The sequence below is a fragment of the Rhizobium sp. 05N430 genome (assembly GCF_056396985.1).
The window spans coordinates 762,274-785,080 of record NZ_JBFTMO010000002.1; the positions used below are offsets into that span (position 1 = coordinate 762,274).

At 61.3% G+C, this 22,807-nt stretch carries 20 protein-coding genes and 1 pseudogene; 17 read left to right on the forward strand and 4 right to left on the reverse strand.

Annotated features, from left to right (window positions below):
• Positions 1-61: 61 nt before the first annotated feature.
• The 7 genes from AC1DJO_RS07310 to AC1DJO_RS07340 all read left to right on the forward strand — a co-directional run bounded on the left by AC1DJO_RS07310 (position 62) and on the right by AC1DJO_RS07340 (position 7,482).
• On the forward strand, positions 62-985 hold the full coding sequence (locus AC1DJO_RS07310) for a DMT family transporter (protein ID WP_477969558.1): 924 nt from the start codon (positions 62-64) through the stop codon (positions 983-985).
• Between the two features lie 185 nt (positions 986-1,170).
• Positions 1,171-2,751: an ABC transporter substrate-binding protein gene (locus AC1DJO_RS07315; protein WP_112596584.1), complete on the forward strand. Its 1,581-nt coding sequence runs from the start codon at positions 1,171-1,173 to the stop codon at positions 2,749-2,751.
• Complete coding sequence (locus AC1DJO_RS07320; protein ID WP_477969561.1) at positions 2,752-3,834, forward strand: ABC transporter permease; 1,083 nt, start codon at positions 2,752-2,754, stop codon at positions 3,832-3,834.
• Positions 3,831-4,688, forward strand: coding sequence for an ABC transporter permease (locus AC1DJO_RS07325; RefSeq protein ID WP_442209407.1), 858 nt, complete (start codon positions 3,831-3,833; stop codon positions 4,686-4,688). The genes AC1DJO_RS07320 and AC1DJO_RS07325 overlap by 4 nt, the downstream gene beginning before the upstream one ends.
• Positions 4,681-5,505 (forward strand): ATP-binding cassette domain-containing protein, encoded by an 825-nt coding sequence (locus AC1DJO_RS07330; RefSeq protein WP_442209409.1) that lies wholly within the window; start codon positions 4,681-4,683, stop codon positions 5,503-5,505. The genes AC1DJO_RS07325 and AC1DJO_RS07330 overlap by 8 nt, the downstream gene beginning before the upstream one ends.
• Positions 5,502-6,215 carry an ABC transporter ATP-binding protein gene (locus AC1DJO_RS07335; RefSeq protein WP_477969564.1) on the forward strand — a complete coding sequence of 238 codons (714 nt, stop codon included), beginning with the start codon at positions 5,502-5,504 and terminating at the stop codon, positions 6,213-6,215. Before AC1DJO_RS07330 ends, AC1DJO_RS07335 begins: the two co-directional genes overlap by 4 nt.
• A 139-nt stretch (positions 6,216-6,354) precedes the next feature.
• Positions 6,355-7,482: an HPP family protein gene (locus AC1DJO_RS07340; protein WP_477969566.1), complete on the forward strand. Its 1,128-nt coding sequence runs from the start codon at positions 6,355-6,357 to the stop codon at positions 7,480-7,482.
• Between the two features lie 5 nt (positions 7,483-7,487).
• Here the strand turns inward: AC1DJO_RS07340 and AC1DJO_RS07345 are convergent, their stop codons facing one another.
• Positions 7,488-7,790, reverse strand: coding sequence for a hypothetical protein (locus tag AC1DJO_RS07345; RefSeq protein WP_477969568.1), 303 nt, complete (start codon positions 7,788-7,790; stop codon positions 7,488-7,490).
• A 219-nt stretch (positions 7,791-8,009) separates the two neighbouring features.
• Complete coding sequence (locus AC1DJO_RS07350; RefSeq protein ID WP_477969570.1) at positions 8,010-9,293, reverse strand: ROK family transcriptional regulator; 1,284 nt, start codon at positions 9,291-9,293, stop codon at positions 8,010-8,012.
• Positions 9,294-9,814: 521 nt separating this feature from the next.
• Between AC1DJO_RS07350 and AC1DJO_RS07355 the strand changes: the two genes are divergently transcribed.
• The 10 genes from AC1DJO_RS07355 to AC1DJO_RS07400 all read left to right on the forward strand — a co-directional run bounded on the left by AC1DJO_RS07355 (position 9,815) and on the right by AC1DJO_RS07400 (position 21,306).
• Positions 9,815-10,816, forward strand: a complete 1,002-nt coding sequence (locus AC1DJO_RS07355) for an ABC transporter ATP-binding protein (RefSeq protein WP_477969590.1) — start codon at positions 9,815-9,817, stop codon at positions 10,814-10,816.
• Between the two features lie 11 nt (positions 10,817-10,827).
• A complete protein-coding gene (locus AC1DJO_RS07360) occupies positions 10,828-11,697 on the forward strand; it encodes an ABC transporter permease (RefSeq protein ID WP_112514955.1) in 870 nt (289 codons plus the stop codon).
• Positions 11,694-12,500 (forward strand): ABC transporter permease, encoded by an 807-nt coding sequence (locus AC1DJO_RS07365; RefSeq protein WP_112388185.1) that lies wholly within the window; start codon positions 11,694-11,696, stop codon positions 12,498-12,500. The genes AC1DJO_RS07360 and AC1DJO_RS07365 overlap by 4 nt, the downstream gene beginning before the upstream one ends.
• 21 nt (positions 12,501-12,521) lie before the next feature.
• Positions 12,522-13,559 (forward strand): extracellular solute-binding protein, encoded by a 1,038-nt coding sequence (locus AC1DJO_RS07370; RefSeq protein ID WP_477969572.1) that lies wholly within the window; start codon positions 12,522-12,524, stop codon positions 13,557-13,559.
• Between the two features lie 94 nt (positions 13,560-13,653).
• Complete coding sequence (locus tag AC1DJO_RS07375; protein ID WP_477969574.1) at positions 13,654-15,627, forward strand: primary-amine oxidase; 1,974 nt, start codon at positions 13,654-13,656, stop codon at positions 15,625-15,627.
• Between the two features lie 42 nt (positions 15,628-15,669).
• Positions 15,670-16,338 (forward strand): copper chaperone, encoded by a 669-nt coding sequence (locus AC1DJO_RS07380; RefSeq protein ID WP_112388182.1) that lies wholly within the window; start codon positions 15,670-15,672, stop codon positions 16,336-16,338.
• A 48-nt stretch (positions 16,339-16,386) separates the two neighbouring features.
• Positions 16,387-17,748 carry an NAD-dependent succinate-semialdehyde dehydrogenase gene (locus AC1DJO_RS07385; RefSeq protein ID WP_112445350.1) on the forward strand — a complete coding sequence of 454 codons (1,362 nt, stop codon included), beginning with the start codon at positions 16,387-16,389 and terminating at the stop codon, positions 17,746-17,748.
• Positions 17,749-18,081: 333 nt separating this feature from the next.
• Positions 18,082-19,263 (forward strand): M24 family metallopeptidase, encoded by a 1,182-nt coding sequence (locus AC1DJO_RS07390; protein WP_477969576.1) that lies wholly within the window; start codon positions 18,082-18,084, stop codon positions 19,261-19,263.
• Entirely contained in the window at positions 19,250-20,434 is a 1,185-nt protein-coding gene (locus AC1DJO_RS07395) for a M20 metallopeptidase family protein (RefSeq protein WP_310291232.1), read from the forward strand. Before AC1DJO_RS07390 ends, AC1DJO_RS07395 begins: the two co-directional genes overlap by 14 nt.
• 170 nt (positions 20,435-20,604) lie before the next feature.
• Positions 20,605-21,306, forward strand: coding sequence for an SDR family NAD(P)-dependent oxidoreductase (locus AC1DJO_RS07400; protein ID WP_112388180.1), 702 nt, complete (start codon positions 20,605-20,607; stop codon positions 21,304-21,306).
• A 31-nt stretch (positions 21,307-21,337) separates the two neighbouring features.
• On the opposite strand, the gene AC1DJO_RS07405 is transcribed toward AC1DJO_RS07400, so the two are convergent.
• Both AC1DJO_RS07405 and AC1DJO_RS07410 read right to left on the reverse strand, forming a co-directional pair.
• Positions 21,338-22,474 carry a calcium:cation antiporter gene (locus AC1DJO_RS07405; protein WP_112388179.1) on the reverse strand — a complete coding sequence of 379 codons (1,137 nt, stop codon included), beginning with the start codon at positions 22,472-22,474 and terminating at the stop codon, positions 21,338-21,340.
• A gap of 228 nt (positions 22,475-22,702) precedes the next feature.
• Positions 22,703-22,807 (reverse strand): annotated as a pseudogene (locus AC1DJO_RS07410) (IS30 family transposase); the annotation flags it as partial.

Consider the following 22,807-nt stretch of genomic DNA (forward strand, 5'->3'; position numbering starts at 1 on the left):
TTGCCTGATGTCAAGAATGAGAGCAAACAGGGCAAATCAGACCTCTGGTTCGGGAAAACCAATGTCACTCAATACGGACGTCCGCCCGCTCGGCCTGAGCGAGCACGAAAAGGGCGTCATTCTGGTGGTTGCCGCAACGCTGGCTTGGAGCGCGAGCGGCATCTACTCACGCATGCTCAGCATCGATGCCTGGACGACGATCGCCTGGCGGTCGCTGTTCGGCGGCCTGTTTCTGCTGATACCGAGCTTCTTCCTCGAAGGCGGCTTGTCGAGAAAGCAATGGGCTTCGATCTTCCATCCGTCGGGCATGGCGATGATCGCCTGCCAGACCTTTTGCCAAGCCTGTTTCATCGGCGCGCTCTATACGACCAGCGTGGCAAATGTCGCGGTGATCTATGCGACGGCCCCGTTCATCGCCGCGTTGCTCGGCTGGCTGCTGCTCCGGGAACGCGTTGCACGGCGAACCATGATGGCGGGCGGCGCCTGCCTGCTCGGCGTCGTCATCATCGTCGCCTCGTCGATCGGCGGAGGGACGGGCCTCGGCGATCTTCTCGCCCTCGGCATGACGGCATCCTTCGCCCTGATCATCATCATTCCGCGCATCAGCCCCGGCGTGCCAAGCCTGCCGCCGACCATCGTCAGCGCTTTCCTGACGCTGGCGATCTTCTCGCCCTTCGGTTCAGTCGGATCGATCGATCTCTATAACTGGGTCGTCCTTGCAGCTTTCGGCGCCACCAACTTCTCAATCGCGCTTGTGCTGTTCCTCGCCGGCGCGAAGCGCATGCCGCCTGCCGAGGCGGCCCTCATCGGCACGATGGAAATCGTCCTGACGCCATTTTGGGTCTGGCTGTTTCTCAGCGAAAAGCCGCCCTTGGCAACCGTGCTCGGTGGCGTCGTCATCGTCGCGGCCGTCGTCTGGCACACGGCTGCCGATTTCCTGCGGGGCCGCACGGAAGCACGCTTACGCGGCAAAACTGCCGCGTGAACATGCGGCCTTAATGCCGGCTTTTGAGAAAACAGGCGTTGCCAGAATATTTTTCCTGTACGAACACCAAAATCGAAACGATCTGATCTGTCGAAACAATTGTCGCGCCGTAAGTTGACGGCCTGCGGGTGACACGGCGCATCGCCGGAACGACGCTCAAAGAAGAAATATATAAGGAGATCAAAATGTTGCTGCAGTCTTGCCGCGCCGCGCTGCTCGGCGCCGTTTTCAGCTTTGCTTTAAGCCCGCTCGCCGCCTACGCCGAAACCCCTGCCGATACGCTGGTTGTTGCGCAGTCGATCGATGACGCCGTCAGCTTCGACCCGGCGGAAGGTTTCGAACTCACCACCGTTCAGTCATTCAACAATCTCTATCAGCGTCTCGTACAGTCGAACCGCGACGACGGCACCAAGATCGAGCCTGCACTTGCAGCGTCTTGGGAAGCTGGCAGCGACGGCAAGAGCCTGACCTTTGCGCTCGCCGATGCCAAGTTCGCATCCGGCAATCCGGTTCGTCCCGAAGACGTGATCTTCTCGCTGACCCGCGCCGTGAAGCTCAACAAATCCCCGGCCTTCATCCTCAACGAACTCGGCTGGAAGGCCGACAACGTCGATGCTGCCGTCACCAAGGTCGACGACAAACACGTGAAGTTGACATGGACCGCCGATGTCGGTGCCGGCTTTGCGCTGTCGCTGCTGACTGCGCCGATCGCTTCGGTTGTCGATGAGCAGACGGTTTCGGCCGAGGCCAAGGACAATGATTTCGGCAATGGCTGGCTGAAGACCAATTCCGCCGGCAGCGGCGCCTTCACGATCGCCACCTACACGCCGCATGAGGCGCTGGTGCTGCAGGCGAACGCCAATTCGTCCGACAAGCCGAAGCTCGAGAATGTCATCATCCGCAACGTGCCCGACGTCGGCGCCCGCCGCCTGCTCGTCGAGCAGGGCGATGCCGATATCGCCCGCGGCCTCGCTGCCGACCAGATCGACGCGCTGAAGGACAAGAGTGGCGTCAAGGTTCTCTCCGTTCCCTCGGCACGCACCGATTACATCCTCTTGAACACCAAGGCCAATCCGACGCTCGGCAACCCGGCCTTCTGGGAAGCAGCCCGCTATCTCGTCGATTACGATGGTATCGCCAAGAACCTGCTGCGCGGCCAGAGCACCGTTCACCAGTCCTTCCTGCCGGTCGGCTTCCCGGGCGCTCTGACGGACACCCCGTTCAAGCTCGACGTCGAGAAGGCGAAGAAGGTACTTGCGGATGCAGGCATCAAGACGCCGTTCAAGGTCGAGTTCATCGTTTTCAACGACCAGCCGTTCCTGTCGATCGCCCAGTCGCTGCAGTCGACCTTCGCTCAGGCCGGTATCAACCTCGATATCCAGCCGGGCGTCGCCAGCGACATCTATGCCCGCGGCCGTTCCGGCAAGTTCGAAATGACGCTGCGTTACTGGATCCCGGACTATTTCGATCCGCATTCCAACGCCAGCGCCTTTGCGATCAACAAGGACAACTCCACCAACACGGCCGCGAAATACGCCGGCTGGGTGATCCCCGAGCTGACCGACGAGACGCTCGCCGCCGTCAAGGAACAGGATGCCGCCAAGCGCGTCGCGCTCTATCAGGACCTGCAGAAGAAGATCCAGGCGAGCTCGCCCTTCATCTTTACGCTTCAGGGCAATGACCAGGTCGTGATAAGCGACAAGGTCAAGAACTATGCCCAGGGCCTGAATGCAGACCAGGTCTATTACGACAAGGTAGAGAAATAAGTGCCGCAAACGGCAATCGATAACAGTGCCGACTTGAACAACTCCCGCCAGCACAACAGCTGGCGGGAGTTGTCTTTCGTCTGGCCGCTCATCAAGTGGACATGGTCTTTCGCGCTGACGCTGTTCGGCCTGGCGCTGGTGACCTTTGCGATGACGCGGCTGTCACCGATCGATCCGGCGCTGCAGCTGGTCGGTGATCACGCCAGCCAATCGACCTATCAGCAGGCGCGGGTGGAACTCGGGCTCGATCAGCCCTTGCCGCTTCAGTTCGTCCGCTATGTCGAGACGGCGCTGTCGGGCAATTTCGGCCAGTCGATCTCCACGGGCCAGCCTGTTGCCAAGGATATCGCCCGCACTTTCCCGGCAACGATCGAGCTGGCGACTGCGGCCATCATTCTTGGAGCCGTGATCGGCCTTGCGCTCGGCATCGCCGCCGCCATGCGGCAGGGCACGTGGGTGGATAGTCTTGCACGCTTCGTCTCCCTCTTTGGCTACTCGGTGCCGATCTTCTGGCTTGGCCTGCTGATGCTGCTCCTGTTTTACGCCCGGCTGCACTGGGCGCCGGGACCGGGCAGGGCGGATGTGGTCTTTCAATACACCGTCAAGCCGGTCACCGGCTTTGCCCTGATCGATACCTGGATGTCCGGCAAGGCGGGCGCCTTTCGCGATGCGCTCGCCCATCTGGCATTGCCGGCCACCGTCCTGGCCCTGAATGCGCTGGCTGCGATCTCCCGGCTGACGCGTGCCGCCGTCCTCACCGAACTTGGACAGGAATATGTGACGACAGCGCGCGCCAAGGGGGCAGGTCTCGGCCGCATCGTCTTCGTCCACATTCTTCCCAATATTTCAGGAACGCTGCTGACCGTGATCGCTCTTTCCTATGCAGGCCTGCTTGAGGGCGCGGTACTCACTGAAACCGTCTTTGCCTGGCCCGGTATCGGCCGCTATCTGACGACGGCTATGTTTGCCGGGGATATGCCTGCCATCCTTGGCGCCACGCTGATCGTCGGCGCCTGCTTCGTGCTTCTGAATGCGCTGACCGATCTCGGTGTCGCCCGGCTGGAAGCGGGGAAGACGCGATGAGTGCGATCATCCAGGCGCCGCTTGGCGGCCCATCCTTCGTCCGGCGTGTCCTGCGCTCGCCATCGGCCGCCGCCGGCAGCGCCATCGTGCTGCTCATTCTCGCCTTCGCGCTGCTGGCGCCGCTGATTGCGCCCTATGACCCGAACCTGCAGGAGACCGCAAACCGGCTGATGCCGCCGAGCGCCCTGCACTGGCTCGGCACCGACGCTTTCGGAAGGGACATCCTGTCGCGCATGATTTACGGCGCGCGGCCGACCTTGCTCCTCGTTCTCGTCGTCGTGCTGCTGATGGCGCCGCTCGGCATTGTCGTCGGCACCTTCGCGGGCTTCTTCGGCGGTATGACCGAGCGCCTGCTGATGCGGATCACCGATATCGTCATGTCCTTTCCGCGTCTGCTGCTCGCCTTCGCCTTTGTCGCGATCATGGGGCCGGGCCTCATCAACGGAGCCCTGGCGCTGGCGCTGACCAGTTGGCCCGCCTATGCCCGGCAGGCCCGTGTGGAGACCGCTGCTCTGCGGCGCAGCGATTATCTAGCGGCCGCTGAAATGGTCGGTATCCGGGGGGCAAGATTGCTCTGGGGACATATCCTGCCGCTGGTGCTGCCATCCGCCATCATCCGGCTGGCGCTCGATCTCTCGGGAATCATTCTCGCGGCCGCCGGGCTCGGGTTCCTCGGCCTCGGCGTTCGTCCGCCGACGGCGGAATGGGGTTCGATGGTCTCCGAAGGCACACAGGTGATCTTCGATCAATGGTGGGTGGCCGCGGTTCCCGGTGTTGCCATTCTCGTCACCTCCTTTGCCTTCAATCTGCTGGCCGACGGCCTGCGCGACATTCTGGATCCGCGTCATGACTGAGCCGCTGCTCTCCGCCGAGGATCTATCTGTTACCTTTCCGTCTGAGGCCGGGCCGATCCGGGTTGTCGACGGAATTTCCTTTTCGGTCGGACGCGAAGTGGTCGCACTTGTCGGTGAATCCGGTTCCGGCAAGTCGATGACGGGCAGGGCGGTCATGGGCCTTCTGCCGAGGCGCGCTGAGGTCGCGGCGAAGCGCCTCTCCTTCGATGAAAAGGACCTCACGGCACTTTCCGCGTCCGGCTGGAACAGCCTGCGCGGCAGCGGCCTTGGCCTGATTTTGCAGGATCCCAAATATTCGCTGAACCCGGCCCATAAAATCGGCCGGCAGGTCGAGGAAACCCTGCTGCTGCACACCAAGCTTTCATCCGCTGAGCGGCGCGATCGCGCACTCGACATGCTCGGCAAGGTCGGCCTGCCTGACCCCGGGCGGATCTATTCCAGCTATCCCGCCGCCTTGTCTGGCGGCATGGGCCAGCGCGTGATGATCGCCGCCATGCTGATCAACCGGCCTAAGCTGCTGATTGCCGACGAACCGACCTCGGCGCTCGATCGCGAGCTACAGGATCAAATCCTAACCTTGCTGCGCTCGCTGACCGAAGAGCTCGGCATGGGGCTGCTGCTGATCAGCCACGACCTGCAACAGGTTTCCCGCTATGCCGACCGCGTCATGGTCATGCGCCAGGGAAGGATCGAGGAGCAGATGGCCTCCGCCGATCTTGCCAATGCCAGCTCCGCCTATACCCGTGCGCTCTGGGCCGCCCGCCCGTCGGCGGCGACCTACGGGACACGGCTTCCCGTTTACGGAGACGGGGCATGAACGCGCTGTCGATCGCCGATCTCTCCGTCACGTTCCAGGGCGGCGGCAAGGGCTTTACCGCCGTGCGCGGGGTGAGTTTCGATGTCGCGCCGGGCGAGACCTTCGGACTGATCGGCCCGTCGGGATGCGGCAAGACCACGGTTCTGCGCGCAGTCGCCGGCTTGAACACCAATTGGCAGGGCTCGATCTCCGTGTCTGGCGAACCTCTGCACCCCGGCCGGAAGATCACCGGCGCATTGCGTGCCGGTATCCAGATGGTGTTCCAGGATCCCTATTCGTCGCTGCATCCGCGCCATCGCATTTCCCGCATTCTCGGCGAACCGCTGTCACTGCGCGGCATTCGCAATGTCGAGGAAGAGGTGCGCATCGCACTCGATCAGGTTGGGCTGCCCACAGCCGTCGCGGGCCGCTATCCGCACCAGCTTTCCGGCGGCCAGCGCCAGCGTGTGGCGATTGCCCGTGCGCTGTTGCTCAAACCCAAGCTGTTGCTGCTCGACGAGCCGACCTCGGCGCTCGATGTCTCGGTGCAGGCCGAAATCCTGAACCTGCTCAACGATCTCAAGGCCTCGCACGGCATGACCTTCATTCTGGTCAGCCACGATCCCGGCGTCGTCGCCCATATGTGCGACCGTGCCGTCGTGATGGAAGCCGGGAAGATTGCGCAAGTCCTGGATCGAGAGGCGCTTTCCGGCAGCACCGTGCCGGATTGAATTCCAGGCTGTAAACTGGCCGGCAGTGAACATGCGGCATAGGTACACCGGTTCGAACTTCTCCTTTTCGCGGCAGCAAACATCCGCTATCAACCGCATCGACATACCGAAACTGCAAACGGTCTTATCTGGCTACCCCATGACCCCTCCCAGTCAGCAGCGCTTTTCCGATAAAAACTCGCTTGCGTCCCGCCTGTTTCACCCGATCCTTGCCGGCGCCACGCTGCGGGACCGGCTGCTCGCCTGTTTGGGCGCGCTCGTCGCCATCGCGATGACGGGCATGTTATGCGGATTCCTGTTCGGTGAGGGATCGCATCTGCCGCTGATCGTAGCACCCATGGGAGCCTCGGCAGTTCTGCTGTTCGCTGTCCCGGCAAGCCCGCTCGCGCAGCCATGGTCGATCATCGGCGGCAATACCATCTCGGCTTTGATGGGCGTTGCCGCAGCGAGCCTGATCAAGGATCCGATCGTTGCCACAGGCGTCGGCGTATCGCTCGCCATTGCGGCTATGTCCCTGACACGATGCCTGCATCCGCCAGGCGGCGCTGCGGCGCTCACCGCTGTTCTCGGCGGGCCCGTCGTTGCCAGCTGGGGCCTGCTTTTCCCCTTCGTGCCGGTGGCTCTCAATTCCTGCCTGCTGGTGGCGATCGGGCTGCTGTTCCACAAGCTCTCGCGGCACAACTATCCGCACGTCGTCATCGCGCCTGCAAATACCCACCGGACCGCCGATCCACGCCCGGAAGAGCGGACGGGATTTCGGGAGGAAGATATCGACGCGGCGCTTGCGGCGCTGAACGAGACCTTCGACATCGACCGCGCCGATCTCGGGCGTCTGCTGCGCCGGGTTGAATTCGAGGCAGTCGCGCGCGCCAATGCCGAGATCAGCTGCGCCGACATCATGTCGCGCGATGTGATCGCCATCGACGCCGATGCGACGGTCGAACAGGCCCGCTGGCTGCTGCTCAACCACAACGTCCGTACTCTGCCGGTGAGGGATGCCCGGCGGCGGCTGATCGGCACCGTTGGACTGCGCGAACTGGCGCTTTTTTCGGGTGCCCTGGAAGGGCGCATTTCGGAAGCGACGACAGCGCGCGCCAGTGACCGCGCCTTCGATCTTCTGCCTCTGCTGACCAACGGCCGGACGCATGCCGTCATCATCATCGACGAAAACGATCAAATTGTTGGCTTGGTTTCGCAGACGGACCTCCTGAGCTCCGTCTCACGCTCGCTGCCGAAGAAACCCGGCGAAGAGGGTGCAGCGGCCTGAACGGCTCAGCGTAGCGCCAGATAGCAGAGCAGGCAGGCTGCCGATAAGGCGGCCGCCAGCCTGGGTCTCTGCTGATCGAAAATCAGTGCAACCACGATGCCACCCGCGACCGTCAGGCTTGCGTGCCAGAGGTCCTTGTCCGATACGGTCAAGGCGAGGGCTGCCAGAAAAACCGCGCTCGCAACCATGGTGACCGGTTCCGACTGCTCGGCGATGTCGCGCCGGGCAAGGTAGGGAAGGGCAAAGCGGCGCAGGCTGAGCCCGAGCGCCGCCGCAAGCAGAAGACAGGTCATCAGAAGGTTGAACATCGGCTGCCGATCGATTGTTGGTCGATCAATCGACGCAAATCCCGTGCCATTTGAAAACCGCCTCTATTGCCGAGACCTCCGGCGGCAGCTGACTATTTCTTCTGCACGCAGCGCGTTTTTTCGTCAGATTGGCTGTGCAATCTCGTTATGCCGAGCAACGCTGTAAGGCTTGTACGCCGACCCATTGCATGGCTGTTGGCGCGCTTCGGATCCAACGGCCTAGCGCCGGCCGAGATCGATGCCGAGTGAGACAAGGGCAGGATTGTCGGTTGCGGCCGCGCCTGCCGCATTGCTGGCAAAGCCAGAGACGTTGGGTTGAAGCGCGATTGCGATCGGCAAAGCCGCCGCGCCAAGCGCCGGAAGCTCCGAGCTGTGCTCAGCCCGCATCAAGCGGGGCAGGGTGCTTGAATGCCGGTGGATCATCGCCGGCGGCAGCGGTGTCGTCGCATCCATGAGACGTTCGAGAAGCTCTGCCGGCAACCCGCCGCCGATGACGACGGTGTCCGGGTCGAACATTGCCTCGATATTGCGGATCGCGATGCGCAGATACTGCGCCGCCTCACGCAGCCACGCTATCAGGCGTGGATCGTCCTCCACCAAGCGCTCGACAAGTTCTTCGGCCGAAACCTCGTCCGGCGTGCGCGCCGGGCCGCAGATGGTTTCTGCCGCCGCATAGAAGGAGACATATTGCTCAAGGCAGCCGCGGCTGCCGCAGGCACAGAACCGTCCGCCCGGCTTGACGATCAGGTGGCCGATTTCGCCAGCGCCGCCGAACGCCCCTCGAAAGTGCTGGCCATCCAGTACCAGACCGCCGCCAATGCCGAGATTGAAGTGCAGATAGAAGAACGAGCGGACGGTGCGCCCAATACCATAGAGCCGCTCGCCAATCGCCGCGACGGTCGCGTCATTCTCGACAAATGTCTTGATCCCCGTCAGTTCCTCAAGACGCGATGTCAGAGGAAACTTCGTCCAGTCGTCGCCTTCCTGCACCTTGTCGTACCAGAAGGTGCCGTTCTCGACAGTGCCCGGAACGCTGCAGCCCACACCCCAGATCTCCTCGCGCCGCACCTGCCCCGCCACCAGCAGCCCGGAGGCGATGTCCGCCAGCACGTCGGCGGTAGTCTTCGGGTCACGCTCGCCAAGGGTCCGGGTTTCGGCAGCGACAACCGCGCCGGTCAGATCGACAAGCAGGCCGGTGACGCGCTGATAGGCGAGGCTGAGGCCGATCGTGTAGCCGCCGCGCGGATTGAGAGACAGCTCCACAGCCGGCTGCCCACGCTGTCCTGCACGTTTGCCCTGCTGGCGGATCAGACCTGCTTCCTCGAGATCCGCCGCGATGTTCGAGATTGCCTGAACCGTCAGGCCGATCGTTTGCGCCAGCTCGGTACGGGTGATCGGTCCACTGCGCCGGACGGCATCGAACACGGCTCTTCTGTTGAGCGTCCGGGTCTGTAGCAGGTTTGTGCCGGGCAGCGCACCGTCACGATCGAGGCGAAGATTCATGCCGCCATTCATACCATTGCGGCCCGCTTTATCAAAAGTCTTTTAATTAAAAAGTGTTGTGTTATCTTTTCCGCGTCTACTGTCCGAAAGACAGTGGCAACGGGTGAACGCGAAGCTATGAAAGAGCCGGATAAGCGGCCGTTGGCAGCTGGCATTTGAATGCCGGAAAGGTGAGCGCAGAACTGGGATGACATTGATAGAAACTGCCCGAAGGCGGCGCTAGAAGCTGCTGCATGGCAGGGGCAGGCGTTCACAACGGTGCTTCCGATGGAAGCTGCCGGTGGTTTATCTTTGGTTGTATTTTTCCAATGCCGCTGACGCAGAGAAATCCTACCGGCTTCTTCGATATAAACGCTAAAACAGTCGGTTAGATCGTGTTTTCAACCTCTATCTATTGACGCGATCGCATCAGAGGGCGGTAAAAAATAAAATTCTGATGTTCAACTTGACAATGTAAATTCGCCACTGCTAGCTAATAACTAAATAGTTACATAGCGGCTTGGGAGACTGGTTTGCGAGCGATGATCACCATCGAGAATGTCTCAAAATCGTTTCCTACGAAGGGCGCTGGCGCGTCCACGGCTCTGGACGGGGTCAGCCTACAGATCCAGGACCGCGAGTTCTTCACGCTGCTTGGCCCCTCCGGCTGCGGTAAGACAACACTTTTGCGCATTATTGCCGGTTTCGAACTTCCGACCGCCGGAACGGTCCGGATAGAGGGGGCGGACTCCTCTTTCTTGCCGCCGCAGAAGCGGCCGGTGAATACGGTTTTCCAGAGCTATGCCCTCTTTCCGCACATGACCGTCGCCGAAAACGTTGGTTTTGGACTGCAGATGCAAAAGGTACCCAGGGATGAACGGGATCTTCGCGTTGCGGAGGTGCTGAGGCTGGTCCGGCTCGAAACCATGGCGGCGAGATTGCCTCGCCAGCTCTCCGGGGGGCAGCAGCAGCGTGTGGCCCTGGCGAGGGCGCTTGCACCGCGGCCCAAAGTGCTGCTGCTCGACGAGCCGCTGAGCGCCCTTGACCTGAAATTGCGCAAGGAAATGCAGAGCGAGTTGAAGCGGCTGCAGCGGGAAACCGGCATTACCTTCGTCCTCGTCACCCATGACCAGGAAGAAGCGTTGGCGATGTCCGACCATATCGCCGTGATGTCGGCTGGCCGCGTGCTGCAGATCGGCGAGCCGCGCGAGATCTACGACAATCCGAAGAGCCGCTTCGTGGCTGATTTCATCGGCGAATCCAATGTGCTGCCCGGCGCCATGATCGGCCGCGGCAGCGACATTCTGATCGCGGTGCGGCCGGAAAGGATTGCGGTCTCGGCTCCGGCTAGCGGCTCGGCGGGGCGGATCCGCGGCACGGTCACCGCAGTGACCTATCTCGGGCTCGATACGCTCTACGAAATCGTCATCGAGAACGGTGATCGGCTGCGCAGCCGCACCCGCCAGTCGGTGGACGGCCTGGCCGCCGGGCAGGCCGTGGTGCTCGACTGGTCGAGCGATGCCGAACGGCATCTGACGAACTAGGGAGAGGGCGGATGAACACACAGCGCACATTAACGCTCGCTGCCCCGGCCGTCCTGGTCATCGGCATCTTCATGGTGCTGCCGTTGCTGGTGGCCGTCGCCTATTCCTTCATGACTGCCAATCCCTATGGCGGCGTCGACATGCCGCTGACGCTGGATGCCTATGTGCAGTTCCTCTTCCAGCGCGATTTCGATGATACGCTGCTGTTTTCCTGGAGCTATGTGATCATCATCCTGCGGTCGGTCTATCTGGCGGGCCTGACGACGGCGATCTGCATGCTGCTCGGGTTTCCGGTTGCCTGGTACCTGGTTTGCCAGTCTGAGAACCGCCGCCGGACGCTGCTCTTTCTCGTCACCTTGCCGTTCTGGATCAACACGCTGATCAGGACCTATTGCTGGGTGTTGATCCTGCGGGACGAGGGTCTGGCAAATGGCCTTCTCAAGGCTGCCGGGGTGATCTCGACGCCCTTGCCGCTGCTCTATAATGACGGCTCGATCCTGCTCGGGCTCGTCTATACCTTTCTGCCTTTCATGGTTCTGCCGGTTTATTCGACGCTGGAGCGGATCGACCCGCGGCTGATCGAGGCAGCCTATGATCTCTACGCCAGCCGGATCGCCGTTTTTCACCGGGTTGTCTGGCCGCTGGCAAAGCCCGGTGTTCTCGTCGGCGCCAGCCTTGTCTTTGCACCATCACTCGGTTCGTTCCTGGCCCCTGATCTTCTCGGCGGCGGGAAGAAGCTCCTTGTCGGCAGCCTGGTGCAGATGCAGTTCACCTCGTCGCGCAATTGGCCATTCGGCGCTGCCCTTTCGATCCTGGTGACGATCGCTGTTCTGGCAATCTTCCTTGTGCGGTCCAGAAAGGCCGAGGAGGCGCGGCTATGAAGACGCAGCGTCCGTTCGACTGGCGTCATACGCCGGGTTTCGGCCCTTTCACGGCCGCCATTCTGATCTTTCTCTACCTGCCGCTGGCCATTCTGGTCGTCTACGCATTCAACGCCAATCAGCTGGTGACCATTTGGTCCGGCTTCAGCCTGCGCTGGTTTGGCGAAGTGGCGGCCAACGAGGATATCCGGCGGGCGGCTTTCAACAGCATTGTCATCGCCATTGTCGCGACAATCTCCTCCACAGTGATTGCCACGGCCGGGGCCATCGCTCTCGAGCGCGGTGACTTGAAGGGGGGGCGCGGGGCACTCACCTCCTTGATCGCGCTCCCCCTGATCGTTCCGGAAATCATCGTTGCGATCATGACGCTGATCTTCTTTTCGGCGCTCGGGATGACCAACGGGCTGGTCAACCTGATGATTGCTCACACGGTCTTCTGCATCCCCTTCGCGCTCCTGCCGATCCAGGCCAGATTGCGCGATCTCGGCACCAATCTGGAAGAGGCAGCCCGCGACCTTTACGCCAGCGAATGGCAACTGTTCCGCTGTGTAACGTTTCCTCTGCTGCTGCCTGCGATCTTTGCCGGTGCGCTGATGGCTTTCGTCGTCTCGCTCGACGATTTTCTGATCAGCCTGATGGTCTCAGGTGCCGGATCGACCACCTTGCCCGTCTATGTCTACGGTATGATGCGGCTCGGCGTCACGCCGGAGGTCAATGCCATTTCCACCATCCTGCTCGGTATCTCGCTTGTGCTCGTCACCGGCGCGCTGCTGCTCGGGCGCAAGAGCCAAGGCAACGAATAACCAAAAAAGAAGAGGATGAACATGAAGACCGCAAAGAGGATGCTGGCAACCGCCAGTCTGCTTGCCATCGCCGCTCCATGCATCGCGCACGCCGATGCTGGCGTCCTGCATATCTACAACTGGACCGACTATACCTCGGAGGAGATGGTCAAGAAATTCGAGGCCGAAACTGGCATCAAGGTGACGATCGACACCTATGACTCCAATGAAACGGCACTGGCGAAGATCAGCTCGGGCGCCGCCGGCTACGACGTCATGATCATCAGCAACGATTTCGTACCGATCTTCGTCAAGCAGGGATTGCTCGAGAAGGTCGGCGTGGCCTCCATGCCGAACTTCAAGAACCTGGATCCGAAATGGCAGAAGCGCAGCTGGGACCCGAAGGCCGAATACACGGTACCATGGGTCTGGGGGACGACCTCCTATTCGGTCGATACCGCTGTCTATAAGGGACCGACCGACAGCCTGAAGGCGCTGTTCGAGCCGTCCGATGATCTCAAGGGCAAGATCGGCATGTTCGGCTCGCCGTCGGAGGTGATGTCACTTGGTCTCCTCTATCTCGGCAAGGACCAGTGCAACAGCAATCCGGCTGATCTCAAGGCGCTTAACGCCCTGCTCGAAGCCCAGAAGCCTTTCGTCAAGGTCTACAATTCGGACGGCACGACAGAGCGCCAGGTCTCCGGCGAAACCGTGATGCACGAGCAGTGGTCGGGCAAGGCGCTTGCCTCTCGCCTGCAGAAGCCGACGATCAAGTATGTCTTCCCGAAGGAAGGGGCGGTCGGCTGGATGGACAATGTCGCGGTTCCGAAAGGCGCTCCAAATCCCGAGAACGCCAAGAAGTTCCTGAACTTCCTGATGGATCCTGAGAACATCGCCCTCCAGCAGAAATCAACCGGCTATCAGAGCGCAGTCACCGGTTCCGACAAGTTCCTGCCGAAGGAAACGGGTGAATCGCCCGAATTCAATCCGCCGAAAGATATGAAGATCGTCTTTGCGCCAGCCTGCGAAGAAAAGGCAACCCGCGCCTATGACCGCATCTGGACGTCGCTCCGCCAGTGATCAGCCAAAGAGGCGGGGCGCGAATGCCCTGCCATTCCACGCATAAGACGGCAGGCGGCGCGTAGCTTCCGGCCATGAATTTGAGGACAGAACCATGAATGAAGCCGTCAAACCTGCCACCCTCAAACCTGCTGCGGCACCTCCGCCGCCGAAGCATTTGCAGGCACTGGCGCCACTCACCCCGGACGAGATCAATATAGCCGTCGCGGTCGTCAAGGCGGATCCGGAACTTGGCCCAGGCGTTTTGTTCGAGAATATAGACCTGCGCGAGCCATCGCCTGCCGAGTACCGTGCTTATCTCGACGGCGGAAAACTGCCGCGCGAGGCGCGCATCAACGTCAACCATCTCGATGTCCCGGGCGTCTGGCAGCTCATTATTTCTGTTGCCGACAAGGCAATCATCCGTCGCACGCATTTCCCGGCCGCGCGTGCCGGCTTCATGGTCGAGCAGATGATAAGCGTCGAGGTCAACGTCAAGAACGACCCGCGCTTCATCGAGGCCTGCCGCAAGCGCGGCATCTCCGACATGACGGGTGTGATCGTCGATTCCTGGTCGGGCGGCAATTTCGGCCATGAAGATGAGGAGGGAAGGCTGATCTCGCACACCTTTTCCTGGCTGCGCGTTCATGAGTTCGGCAACTACTATGCCCACCCAATCGAGGGGCTGAATGCAGTGATCGACGTGAAGACCGGCGAAGTGCTGCGGGTCGACGATTATACCGATCATCCGCCAATCCCGATGACGCGCTACGATTACGATCCGGAGTTCCTGCCGCCGCCGGACGCGCCGCTGAAGCCGCTCGATGTCGTTCAGCCGGATGGCGTCAGCTTCACGATCAAGGACCATGCGATTTCCTGGGACAAGTGGACGCTCGCGATCGGCTTTACGCCACGCGAAGGTCTCGTGCTTCACGATATCCGGTTTGACGGCCGCTCCGTCGTGCGGCGTGCGGCTATTGCCGAGCTCGTCGTTCCCTACGGATCACCACTCTACGGCCACGCCCGCCAGAACATTTTCGATGTCGGCGAGTACGGCTTCGGCAAGCTGACCAATTCGCTGAAGCTCGGCTGCGATTGCCTCGGCCAGATCCAGTATCTCGACGCACATGTGAACGGATTGAAAGGCGAGGTCGTCACTATCGAAAAGGCGGTCTGCATCCATGAGGAAGACGCCGGAATCCTCTGGAAACACTGGGATTTCCGAACAGGGCGGACGGTGCTGCACCGCGGCCGCAAGCTTGTCATTTCGAGCATCTGCACTGTCGGAAACTACGAATATGCCCAGTACTGGTATCTCGATCAGGCCGGTGAAATCGAATTCGAGATGAAGGCGACCGGCATCGTCAATACCAATGCATGCCATCCCGGACAGCCGGACAAATACTCGACGGAAATTCAGCCGGGCCTCGGCGCTCCGATCCATCAGCACATCTTCTGCGCGCGCCTCGATATGGCGGTGGATGGCGGCGGCAACAGCGTTGTCGAAACCAACTCCTACATGGAGCCCTTCAGCGACAGCAATCCGTATGGCAACGCCTTCCATGCTGTCGATACGGTGCTGAAGACCGAGCTTGCGGCGGCGCGGCGCGCCGATCTCTCCACCCATCGCAGCTGGAAGGTCGTCAATCCGAACAAGCTGAACCAGGTCGGCAAACCGGTCGCCTACAAGCTCCATGCCCCGAACTGCGTCACACCGATGATCCAGGACGACGGTCCTTCAGGTATCCGCTCCAACTTCATCCGCAATCACATCTGGGTCACGCCGTTCAATGAGAATGAACGCTATCCTGCAGGAGAATTCGTTGCCAATTCCGATGGCAGAGATGGTCTCGCAGAGCTCGTCAAACAGGACCGCAATGTCGAGAACACCGACATCGTGCTCTGGCATTCCTTTGGTCTCCACCATGTCGTGCGCGCCGAAGACTTTCCGGTTCAGCCTTGCATTTCCTGCGGCTTCTCGCTCGCGCCGGCCGGTTTCTTCGAGGTCAATCCGTCGAACAATCTGCCGCCGGTGATCAACAGGGCAAGCGTTCTCGCTGGAGAGAACAAGGCAAGCTGCTGCAGCTGATCTGAGGACAGTGACCGGTGGCGAACCGCCACCGGTCACTTGATGATGAAGCTTTGGGACAAGGGCATGGTCACGGCGATAGCACGACGGAATATCAGCAGCGGTGCCACCGATTGCGGCATGCTGGCGGTCGGTCTCGCGGCGTGGCTTGCGCTCTACTGCGCTCCACAGGCGGTCGGCGATGTTATCTGCCGGTCAGCTGGCGTGTCCACCACGGCGCCCCTCGGATTAGTGCAGGCAATCGCATCCTGGCTCGTCATGATGACGGCGATGGCCGCTCCGTCGCTGCTCCTGTCGCGCGGGCTGTTTCGTCTGAGCTGCAAGGCAGCGTCACAACCGGTATCGATGCTTCTTGCCGCAGCCATTACCGGCGCCCTGGCCGAGTGGCTGATGCGCCCGGTCGGGCTCGTCGATAGCGATGGCCGTTTCGCTGCGCCGCTTTTTGCCCCCGCCATGTTTGCCGCCGCCGTCCTGGTGTTGATCCGAGGCCGGAATGAACAGGGCAGGGAGGTGCTCTGCCGTGCCGCCTGCTGCGCCAGCATGGTTCTGCTGCAATTCGCTGGAGGGGTCTCCAACATGATCTGGATGGCGGTAATTTCCGGTTGGATGGTGCTGGAGAGCCTCGTTCCGTGGCGGCGCGAATTTGCCGTTCTTGGTGGCCTGACGCTCGGTCTCGCCGCCAGTTTTTCTCTGCTGCAGGGAAGCAGCTGACGCTTCCTGCACTTCGATGCCTGCCTGCTAAAACAAGAGGAGATTTAGATGGGCTTCCTTTCCTACAATCCAACCGATGGACAATTGATCGGCCGCTACGAAGAACACACCGGAGCCGAGGTCGAACGGATCCTCGATCAGTCGCACAAGACCTGGAAGACCTGGTCCGCCGCACCGCTCAGCGAGCGCGCTGCTTTTCTGAACCGCCTTGCGGATCTGCTGGAGGCGCGTGTCGACGAATATGCCGCGCTGATCGTTTCGGAGATGGGCAAGCCATTCGCCGAAGCACAGGGCGAAATCAAGAAATCGGCTTTCGGCGCCCGGCACTTCGCCGGTGACGGATTGGCCTATATCGCCGACGAGCCGATCCCCGGAACGCCCGCCAAGATCGTCTATCAATCGATCGGGCCGATTTTCGGGATCATGCCGTGGAATCTTCCCTTCTGGCAGGTGCTGCGCTTCTTCATCCCGGCCGCCCTCATCGGCAACACCGTGATCGTCAAGCATGCCGAAACGGTCCAGGGATCGGCGGCGGCGATCGAGAAGCTGATCCTCGATGCCGGCGCGCCGCAGGGGCTCTATTCCAATCTCGTGATCGATCGCAAACGTGCTCCTGCCGTCATTGCCGATCCACGCATCGCCGCCGTCACGGTGACGGGCAGCACGGCTGCGGGCCGCACGGTTGCGGAGCAGGCGGGTTCTCTCGGCAAGAAAGTGGTGCTGGAACTCGGCGGCTCGGATCCCTTCGTCGTCTTCGACGATGCCGATTTCGATAAAGCGGTGCAGATGGCAGTGGTCTCGCGCTATTCGAACAACGCGCAGAGCTGCATCGCCGCCAAGCGGATTTTCGTCCACGCGCCGATTGCCGAGCGCTTCGCCGCAGCCTTTGTCGATGCCGTCAAGCGCATTCCGGTCGGTGATCCGATGAAGGCGGAAACAAAGCTCGGTCCGCTGGCCCGAGCCGATATCCGAGACAATGTCCAGCGTCAGGTCGATGACGCCGTGAAGGCAGGCGCGCGCGTTCTGACCGGTGGCAAATCGATCCCCGGCGACGGCTATTTCTACGAGCCGACGGTGATTGCCGGATTGCCCCGCGATGCGGCGGTGGCACGCGAGGAGTTTTTCGGCCCCGTCGCAATGCTCTTCACTTTCAAGGATGAAGACGAGGCCGTGGCACTGGCAAATGATACGGAATACGGCCTCGGCGCTGCCGTGTGGAGCAGCAATCCGGAACGCGCCGAACGCGTCGCCTCCCGCATCGAGGCTGGAGCCGTCTTTATCAACGATTTCGTCCGTTCCGATCCCCGCGCGCCCTTCGGCGGCATCAAGGGCTCGGGCTTCGGCCGGGAGCTTGGCGGTCTCGGCGCGCGTGAGCTCGCCAATGCCAAACTCGTCTGGAAAGGTGCTTGATCAAAGAACAAAGCCAACCGGGTCCTCCGGTTGGCTTCTCGGCTCAACGCCCGTTTGATTATCTAGCGCCGCACTGTTCAGTGCGCCCTCGCGAACTGAAACGGTAAAAGATCGTCGCTCTGCGCTTCCGCATCGATGGCAGCAATGCCACCGATGATGGCTCGGGCCAAGGCTTCGCTCAACTTGGCAAAGAGAGAAATCGTCTAGCGAGGGGGGAAACTTTAGACCAAAAATGTGCGGAGGTGATGCCACACTCGGTACTTAAGGGCATGTTGCGCCGGGTTGCGCGACATGAAACCCTTTGATCAGAGTACATGTAGGTGAGGGGCAAGAATGATCGAGCTGCCGTTTGACAGACGCGAATACCAGGAGCGTCTCGGCCGGATACGTGCGGAGATGGGCAGGCGCGATCTCGAGCTTCTTGTGATCAACGACGTCGCCAACCAGCACTATATTACGGGCTACGACGGCTGGTCCTTCTATACCCCACAGACCGTCTTGCTGCCGATCGAGGAAAGCGCGGAGCCGGTCTGGCTCGGCCGTGCCATGGATGCGGCCGGCGGCTTGCTGACGGCGTGGATGCGCCCGGACAACATCGTCGGATTTCCCGAGGGCTACGTACAGCAATCCGATCGTCACCCGATGGATTGGATCGCGCAGTGGATCACTGCGAAGGGATGGGGCAGCCGGCGGATCGGCATCGAGCTCGAAGCCTACTATTACTCACCCAAGGCACATTCCCGCCTGACCGCAGGACTCCCGAATGCAACATTCGTTGACGCTGATCTGTTGGTCAATTGGATAAGGTCGGTGAAGAGCCCGGCCGAGATCGACTATCTCCGCAAGGCATCCCGGCTCGCAGAGGCAGCGGTTTCAACCGCCTATGACATTATCGCGCCAGGCGTTCGTGAATGCGATGCCATCGCGAAGATCCAGGCCGCGCAGATCGCTGGAAGTCCCGACTTTGCCGGAGACATCACCGCATTGCCGCCCACCATTCTCGCGGGTGAAAACGCCTCGGCCCCTCACATCATGTGGAGCAACCGCCGCTTTGGCGCAAACGAGACGATCGCTCTCGAACTCGCCGGCGTCTGCCGCCGGTACACGTCCGGTTTGGCGCGGACGATGCAGTTGGGGAAAGCACCGCAACAAGTCACCAACACCGCCAACGCCGTTCTTGAGGGAATGGAGGCTGTGCTCTCGGCGATCAGGCCGGGTGTGCTTGCCGAGGGTGTGGAACTCGCATGGCGCAAAGTGATCGAGCGCCATGGGCTCAAGAAGGAATCCCGGATCGGATACTCGATCGGCGTTGCCTATCCGCCCGACTGGGGTGAGCACACGATCAGCCTGCGTCCTGGAGACAAGTCGGTCCTGCAGCCGGGCAATGTCCTGCATTCGATCCTGGGCATGTGGATGGACGGGTGGGGCATAGAGGTGAGCGAAACCATTCTGGTGACGGAGACCGGTTGTGAAACCCTCACCAATTTTCCTAGAGAGATCCATGCCAAGACCTGACACTCTGTCGCCGGGCCAGATCAAGCACATGCTGGAGGTGCGAAGACACCTGCATGCCCATCCCGAGCTGTCAAATAAGGAGAGCCGGACGCAAGCCTATCTGCGCGGCCAGCTGGAGACCGGAGGATTGACAGCAGTCCGCGATGTTGCGGGCTTCGGGCTTGCGGTCGATATCGAGGGAACAGCCGGCTTTTCCAACCGGAAGGTTGCCGTTCGCGCTGATATCGACGCCTTGCCGATCGAGGAACACTCCGGCGTTGCATTCTCTTCGACCGTGAAGGGCGTCATGCATGCATGCGGCCATGATGCGCATGCGGCTATGGTGTTGGCTGCGGCAACGCATCTTCACCGGCATCGCGACACCTTTGCCGGAACGGTCCGCTTCATATTCCAGCCCGCAGAGGAGGCCGAGCCTCTCGGCGGCCGCCGCATCGTAGAAGAAGGGCTCCTCGACGATATTGACGCGGCGATCGGTATTCATGTCGATCCCTACACGCAGGCAGGCAAGATTGCCGTCGCCGGCGGCCCCTTTACGCTTGCCAGCGACATTTTCGATGCCGTGATCCGCGGCTCGTCGGCACATGCGGCCAAGCCGGAGGAAGGCGTTGATGCCATTGCCGTGGCATGCGCCATGGTCTCGGAACTGCAAAAAATCGTTTCGAGGGAGCGGGATGCCTACGATCCTTTGGTCATCTCCGTGACCAGCATCGAAGGCGGCGGTTCCTACAATGTCGTTGCCGATACCGTCCGCTTGAAGGGAACCATCCGCAGCGGCAGCCCGGCGACGCGTCTCCGCGCCCGCGAACGTGTCCAGGACATATTGAAGGGTCTTGCGCTCGCGCATAGGGCAACGGTCGAATTCAGCCTTGTCGAGGGCGAGCCACCTGTCGTCAACGATCCGGCACTGGCCCGCGTTGTCGCATTGGCGGCGGACACCCTGTTCGGTGCCGGAACTGCGGTTGCGGCGGCCGGATGGACAGCCGCCGATGACTTCGGCTTCTACAGCGAGAAACGGCCCTCAGTCTACTTCAGGCTTGGCATCCGCAATGAGGCGGAGGGCTGTATCTATCCCCTTCATCACCCGCAGTTCAAGATTGATGAGACTGCCTTGAGAGTCGGCGCCGAACTCGTCGTAAAAATCGCGTGTGACGCCCTAGGCGAGGGGCTATGAGGCTGCCCGACCGCTAGTCATTGCCGAAGTCTGGATGGATCCGGTTTTGAAGCCGCATAGCGGCATCAAGAAAAAATCACACCCTCCGAACCAGTTCCTGCTTTCCCGCCATTGCGTGGCGGCAGCATCGATCCGATCTGTATCTTCAGCGGCCACATCGGAGAAGAGACATGTCGACCATTCCCTATCGCAGCGCGCTCATCATCGGAGCGGGCCCAGGCATCAGCGCCTCACTGACGAGAAGCTTTCGCTTGGCAGGCCTCTCCGTTGCCATCGCTGCTCGCGACACCGGCAAACTCAAATCGCTGGCAGAGCAGACCGGTGCCATCGCTCTTGAGGTCGACGCCAGCGACCCGAGCCAGGTCGAGAGACTTTTCGCGCAAACGGACGCGCATATCGGACCGCCTGAGGTCGTCATCTATAACGCTAGCGGCCGCGTGCGCGGACCACTCACCGATCTTGATCCCTCGGAGGTCGAAAGGGCAGTGGCCGTTTCCGCGTTGGGTGCATTCTACTCGGTACAGCAAGCCGCCAGGCGCATGCTTGCGGCCGGCAAGGGCGCGATCCTGCTGACGGGTGCTACGGCCGGCGTAAAGGGCTTCGCCAACTCGGCACCGTTCGCCATGGGGAAATTCGCGCTGCGCGGGCTGGCACAAAGTGCTGCGAGAGAACTGGCTCCGAAGGGAATTCATGTCGCCCATGTGGTGGTTGACGGGGGTGTCCGGAGCGAGCTTCGCGGCGATCCCGCGGAAGCGCCGGATAGCACGCTCGACCCTGACGCAATCGCACAAACCTACATCGATCTCTTGCGCCAGCATCGAAGCGCCTGGTCATGGGAGATCGAAGTCAGGCCATGGGTCGAGCGGTTCTGACGGTCACAGTTCGGCATGCGCGAAGGCGTCCTTAGGGGATTGCTGAAACCAGCAGAAACACCGCAAATATCACCAGATGGATCGCGCCCTGCAGCACCGTCGTCCTGCCGGTGCCCAAAGTCAGGGTGCTGACGAAGAGGGTCAGCACCAACAGCGTCGTGTTTGCTGCTGAGATCCCCAGCGACAGTTGCTGATCGAGAACGAGCGAGACGACGGCGACGGCCGGGATGGTGAGGCCGATACTCGCAATCGCCGATCCGAGAGCGAGGTTGATGCTGTTTTGAAGCTGGTTCTTCAGCGCGGACTTCGCCGCCGCAATGCCTTCCGGCAAAAGCACGATCGCGGCGATCACCACGCCGACGAAGGTGTGGGGCAGGCCTGCCAGATCGATCGCCCTGTCGAGAGAGGGGGAAAGGGTCTTGGCAAGCAGGACGACGGCGGCGAGAGATACCAGCAGGAGACCGAGGCATGCCAGCGATTCCCGGTCGGATGGCTTCGCGTGGTGCTCTGCCACCGCGCTATCGCTTTCCACATTGTCAGCTGGCGCATCCAGGAAATAGGCGCGATGCTTGACGGTCTGCACGAAGACGAAGACGGCCCAAAGCATCAGGGAAACCAACCCGACGAACATTGCTTGCAGCGGCGAGTATGACGGCCCAAGGACTGTCAGCGTGTGGTTCGGCAGGATCAGCGCCAGCGCGGCGAGGGTGCCGAGCACGGCCAGGGCAGACGACGCGCCCTGAAGCTGGAACGTCTGCTCGAAGTGCCGCCGGCCGCCCACGATCAGGCAAAGCCCGACAACGCCGTTGAGCACGATCATCACGGCCGCAAATACCGTATCACGCGCAACCGAACCACTGCCTTCTGCTCCTGAGGCCATGATGGAGACGATCAGCGCAACTTCAATGACAGTCACGGCGATCGCCAGCAGGATCGAGCCGAAAGGTTCGCCGAGCTTGAGTGCCAGGACCTCGGCGTGATGGACGGCGCTGAAGACGGAAGCACCAAGGAAGACGGCCGCAAAAACCAGCACCAGTGCCGCGTCCGATGGCACGACATGGAGAAACTTCAGCGCCAATAGGACCGAGGCAAGAAGCGGAGCCACCCAGGTCCAGGCCGGAATTGCCGCGTGATGTGTTTCGGTGGCGGCAATCGAAGCTTGCTTCATAGCTGTTCCTGACTTCCGGCGGTGTTTGATCAGACGTGTAGCGACAGAGGCAATCTATAATCGAGGAGATCATCAAATGCACGCCGAACGTTCTGGAGCCGACCGTCGGCCACGGCAGTCTAGTTCATCATCTTTTGTGCTTCGAGGGAACTCCTCGCGAGAGGCGCAGCACGTCCGGCGTGGGGAAGCTAACCCAAGTGCATCATGGCCGCCTTGGAGGGTAGGGCATCAGCCACCTTCGCGCAAATAGGCAGCAAAGGCTTCGGCGGGGGTCCGGTATCCGAGGCATTTGCGAGGCTGTGAGTTTAGATGATGCGCCAACTCAGTCAGCTG

Bases quoted from the DNA above. Each gene is read 5' to 3' on its own strand.
- AC1DJO_RS07355 (WP_477969590.1), top strand. From the start codon at position 9,815: ATGATCACCATCGAGAATGTCTCAAAATCGTTTCCTACGAAGGGCGCT.
- AC1DJO_RS07310 (WP_477969558.1), top strand. From the start codon at position 62: ATGTCACTCAATACGGACGTCCGCCCGCTCGGCCTGAGCGAGCACGAA.
- AC1DJO_RS07335 (WP_477969564.1), top strand. From the start codon at position 5,502: ATGAACGCGCTGTCGATCGCCGATCTCTCCGTCACGTTCCAGGGCGGC.
- AC1DJO_RS07315 (WP_112596584.1), top strand. From the start codon at position 1,171: ATGTTGCTGCAGTCTTGCCGCGCCGCGCTGCTCGGCGCCGTTTTCAGC.
- AC1DJO_RS07360 (WP_112514955.1), top strand. From the start codon at position 10,828: ATGAACACACAGCGCACATTAACGCTCGCTGCCCCGGCCGTCCTGGTC.
- AC1DJO_RS07380 (WP_112388182.1), top strand. From the start codon at position 15,670: ATGATGAAGCTTTGGGACAAGGGCATGGTCACGGCGATAGCACGACGG.
- AC1DJO_RS07345 (WP_477969568.1), bottom strand. From the start codon at position 7,790: ATGTTCAACCTTCTGATGACCTGTCTTCTGCTTGCGGCGGCGCTCGGG.
- AC1DJO_RS07325 (WP_442209407.1), top strand. From the start codon at position 3,831: ATGAGTGCGATCATCCAGGCGCCGCTTGGCGGCCCATCCTTCGTCCGG.
- AC1DJO_RS07330 (WP_442209409.1), top strand. From the start codon at position 4,681: ATGACTGAGCCGCTGCTCTCCGCCGAGGATCTATCTGTTACCTTTCCG.
- AC1DJO_RS07365 (WP_112388185.1), top strand. From the start codon at position 11,694: ATGAAGACGCAGCGTCCGTTCGACTGGCGTCATACGCCGGGTTTCGGC.
- AC1DJO_RS07390 (WP_477969576.1), top strand. From the start codon at position 18,082: ATGATCGAGCTGCCGTTTGACAGACGCGAATACCAGGAGCGTCTCGGC.
- AC1DJO_RS07370 (WP_477969572.1), top strand. From the start codon at position 12,522: ATGAAGACCGCAAAGAGGATGCTGGCAACCGCCAGTCTGCTTGCCATC.
- AC1DJO_RS07385 (WP_112445350.1), top strand. From the start codon at position 16,387: ATGGGCTTCCTTTCCTACAATCCAACCGATGGACAATTGATCGGCCGC.
- AC1DJO_RS07400 (WP_112388180.1), top strand. From the start codon at position 20,605: ATGTCGACCATTCCCTATCGCAGCGCGCTCATCATCGGAGCGGGCCCA.
- AC1DJO_RS07350 (WP_477969570.1), bottom strand. From the start codon at position 9,293: ATGAATCTTCGCCTCGATCGTGACGGTGCGCTGCCCGGCACAAACCTG.
- AC1DJO_RS07340 (WP_477969566.1), top strand. From the start codon at position 6,355: ATGACCCCTCCCAGTCAGCAGCGCTTTTCCGATAAAAACTCGCTTGCG.
- AC1DJO_RS07375 (WP_477969574.1), top strand. From the start codon at position 13,654: ATGAATGAAGCCGTCAAACCTGCCACCCTCAAACCTGCTGCGGCACCT.
- AC1DJO_RS07395 (WP_310291232.1), top strand. From the start codon at position 19,250: ATGCCAAGACCTGACACTCTGTCGCCGGGCCAGATCAAGCACATGCTG.
- AC1DJO_RS07405 (WP_112388179.1), bottom strand. From the start codon at position 22,474: ATGAAGCAAGCTTCGATTGCCGCCACCGAAACACATCACGCGGCAATT.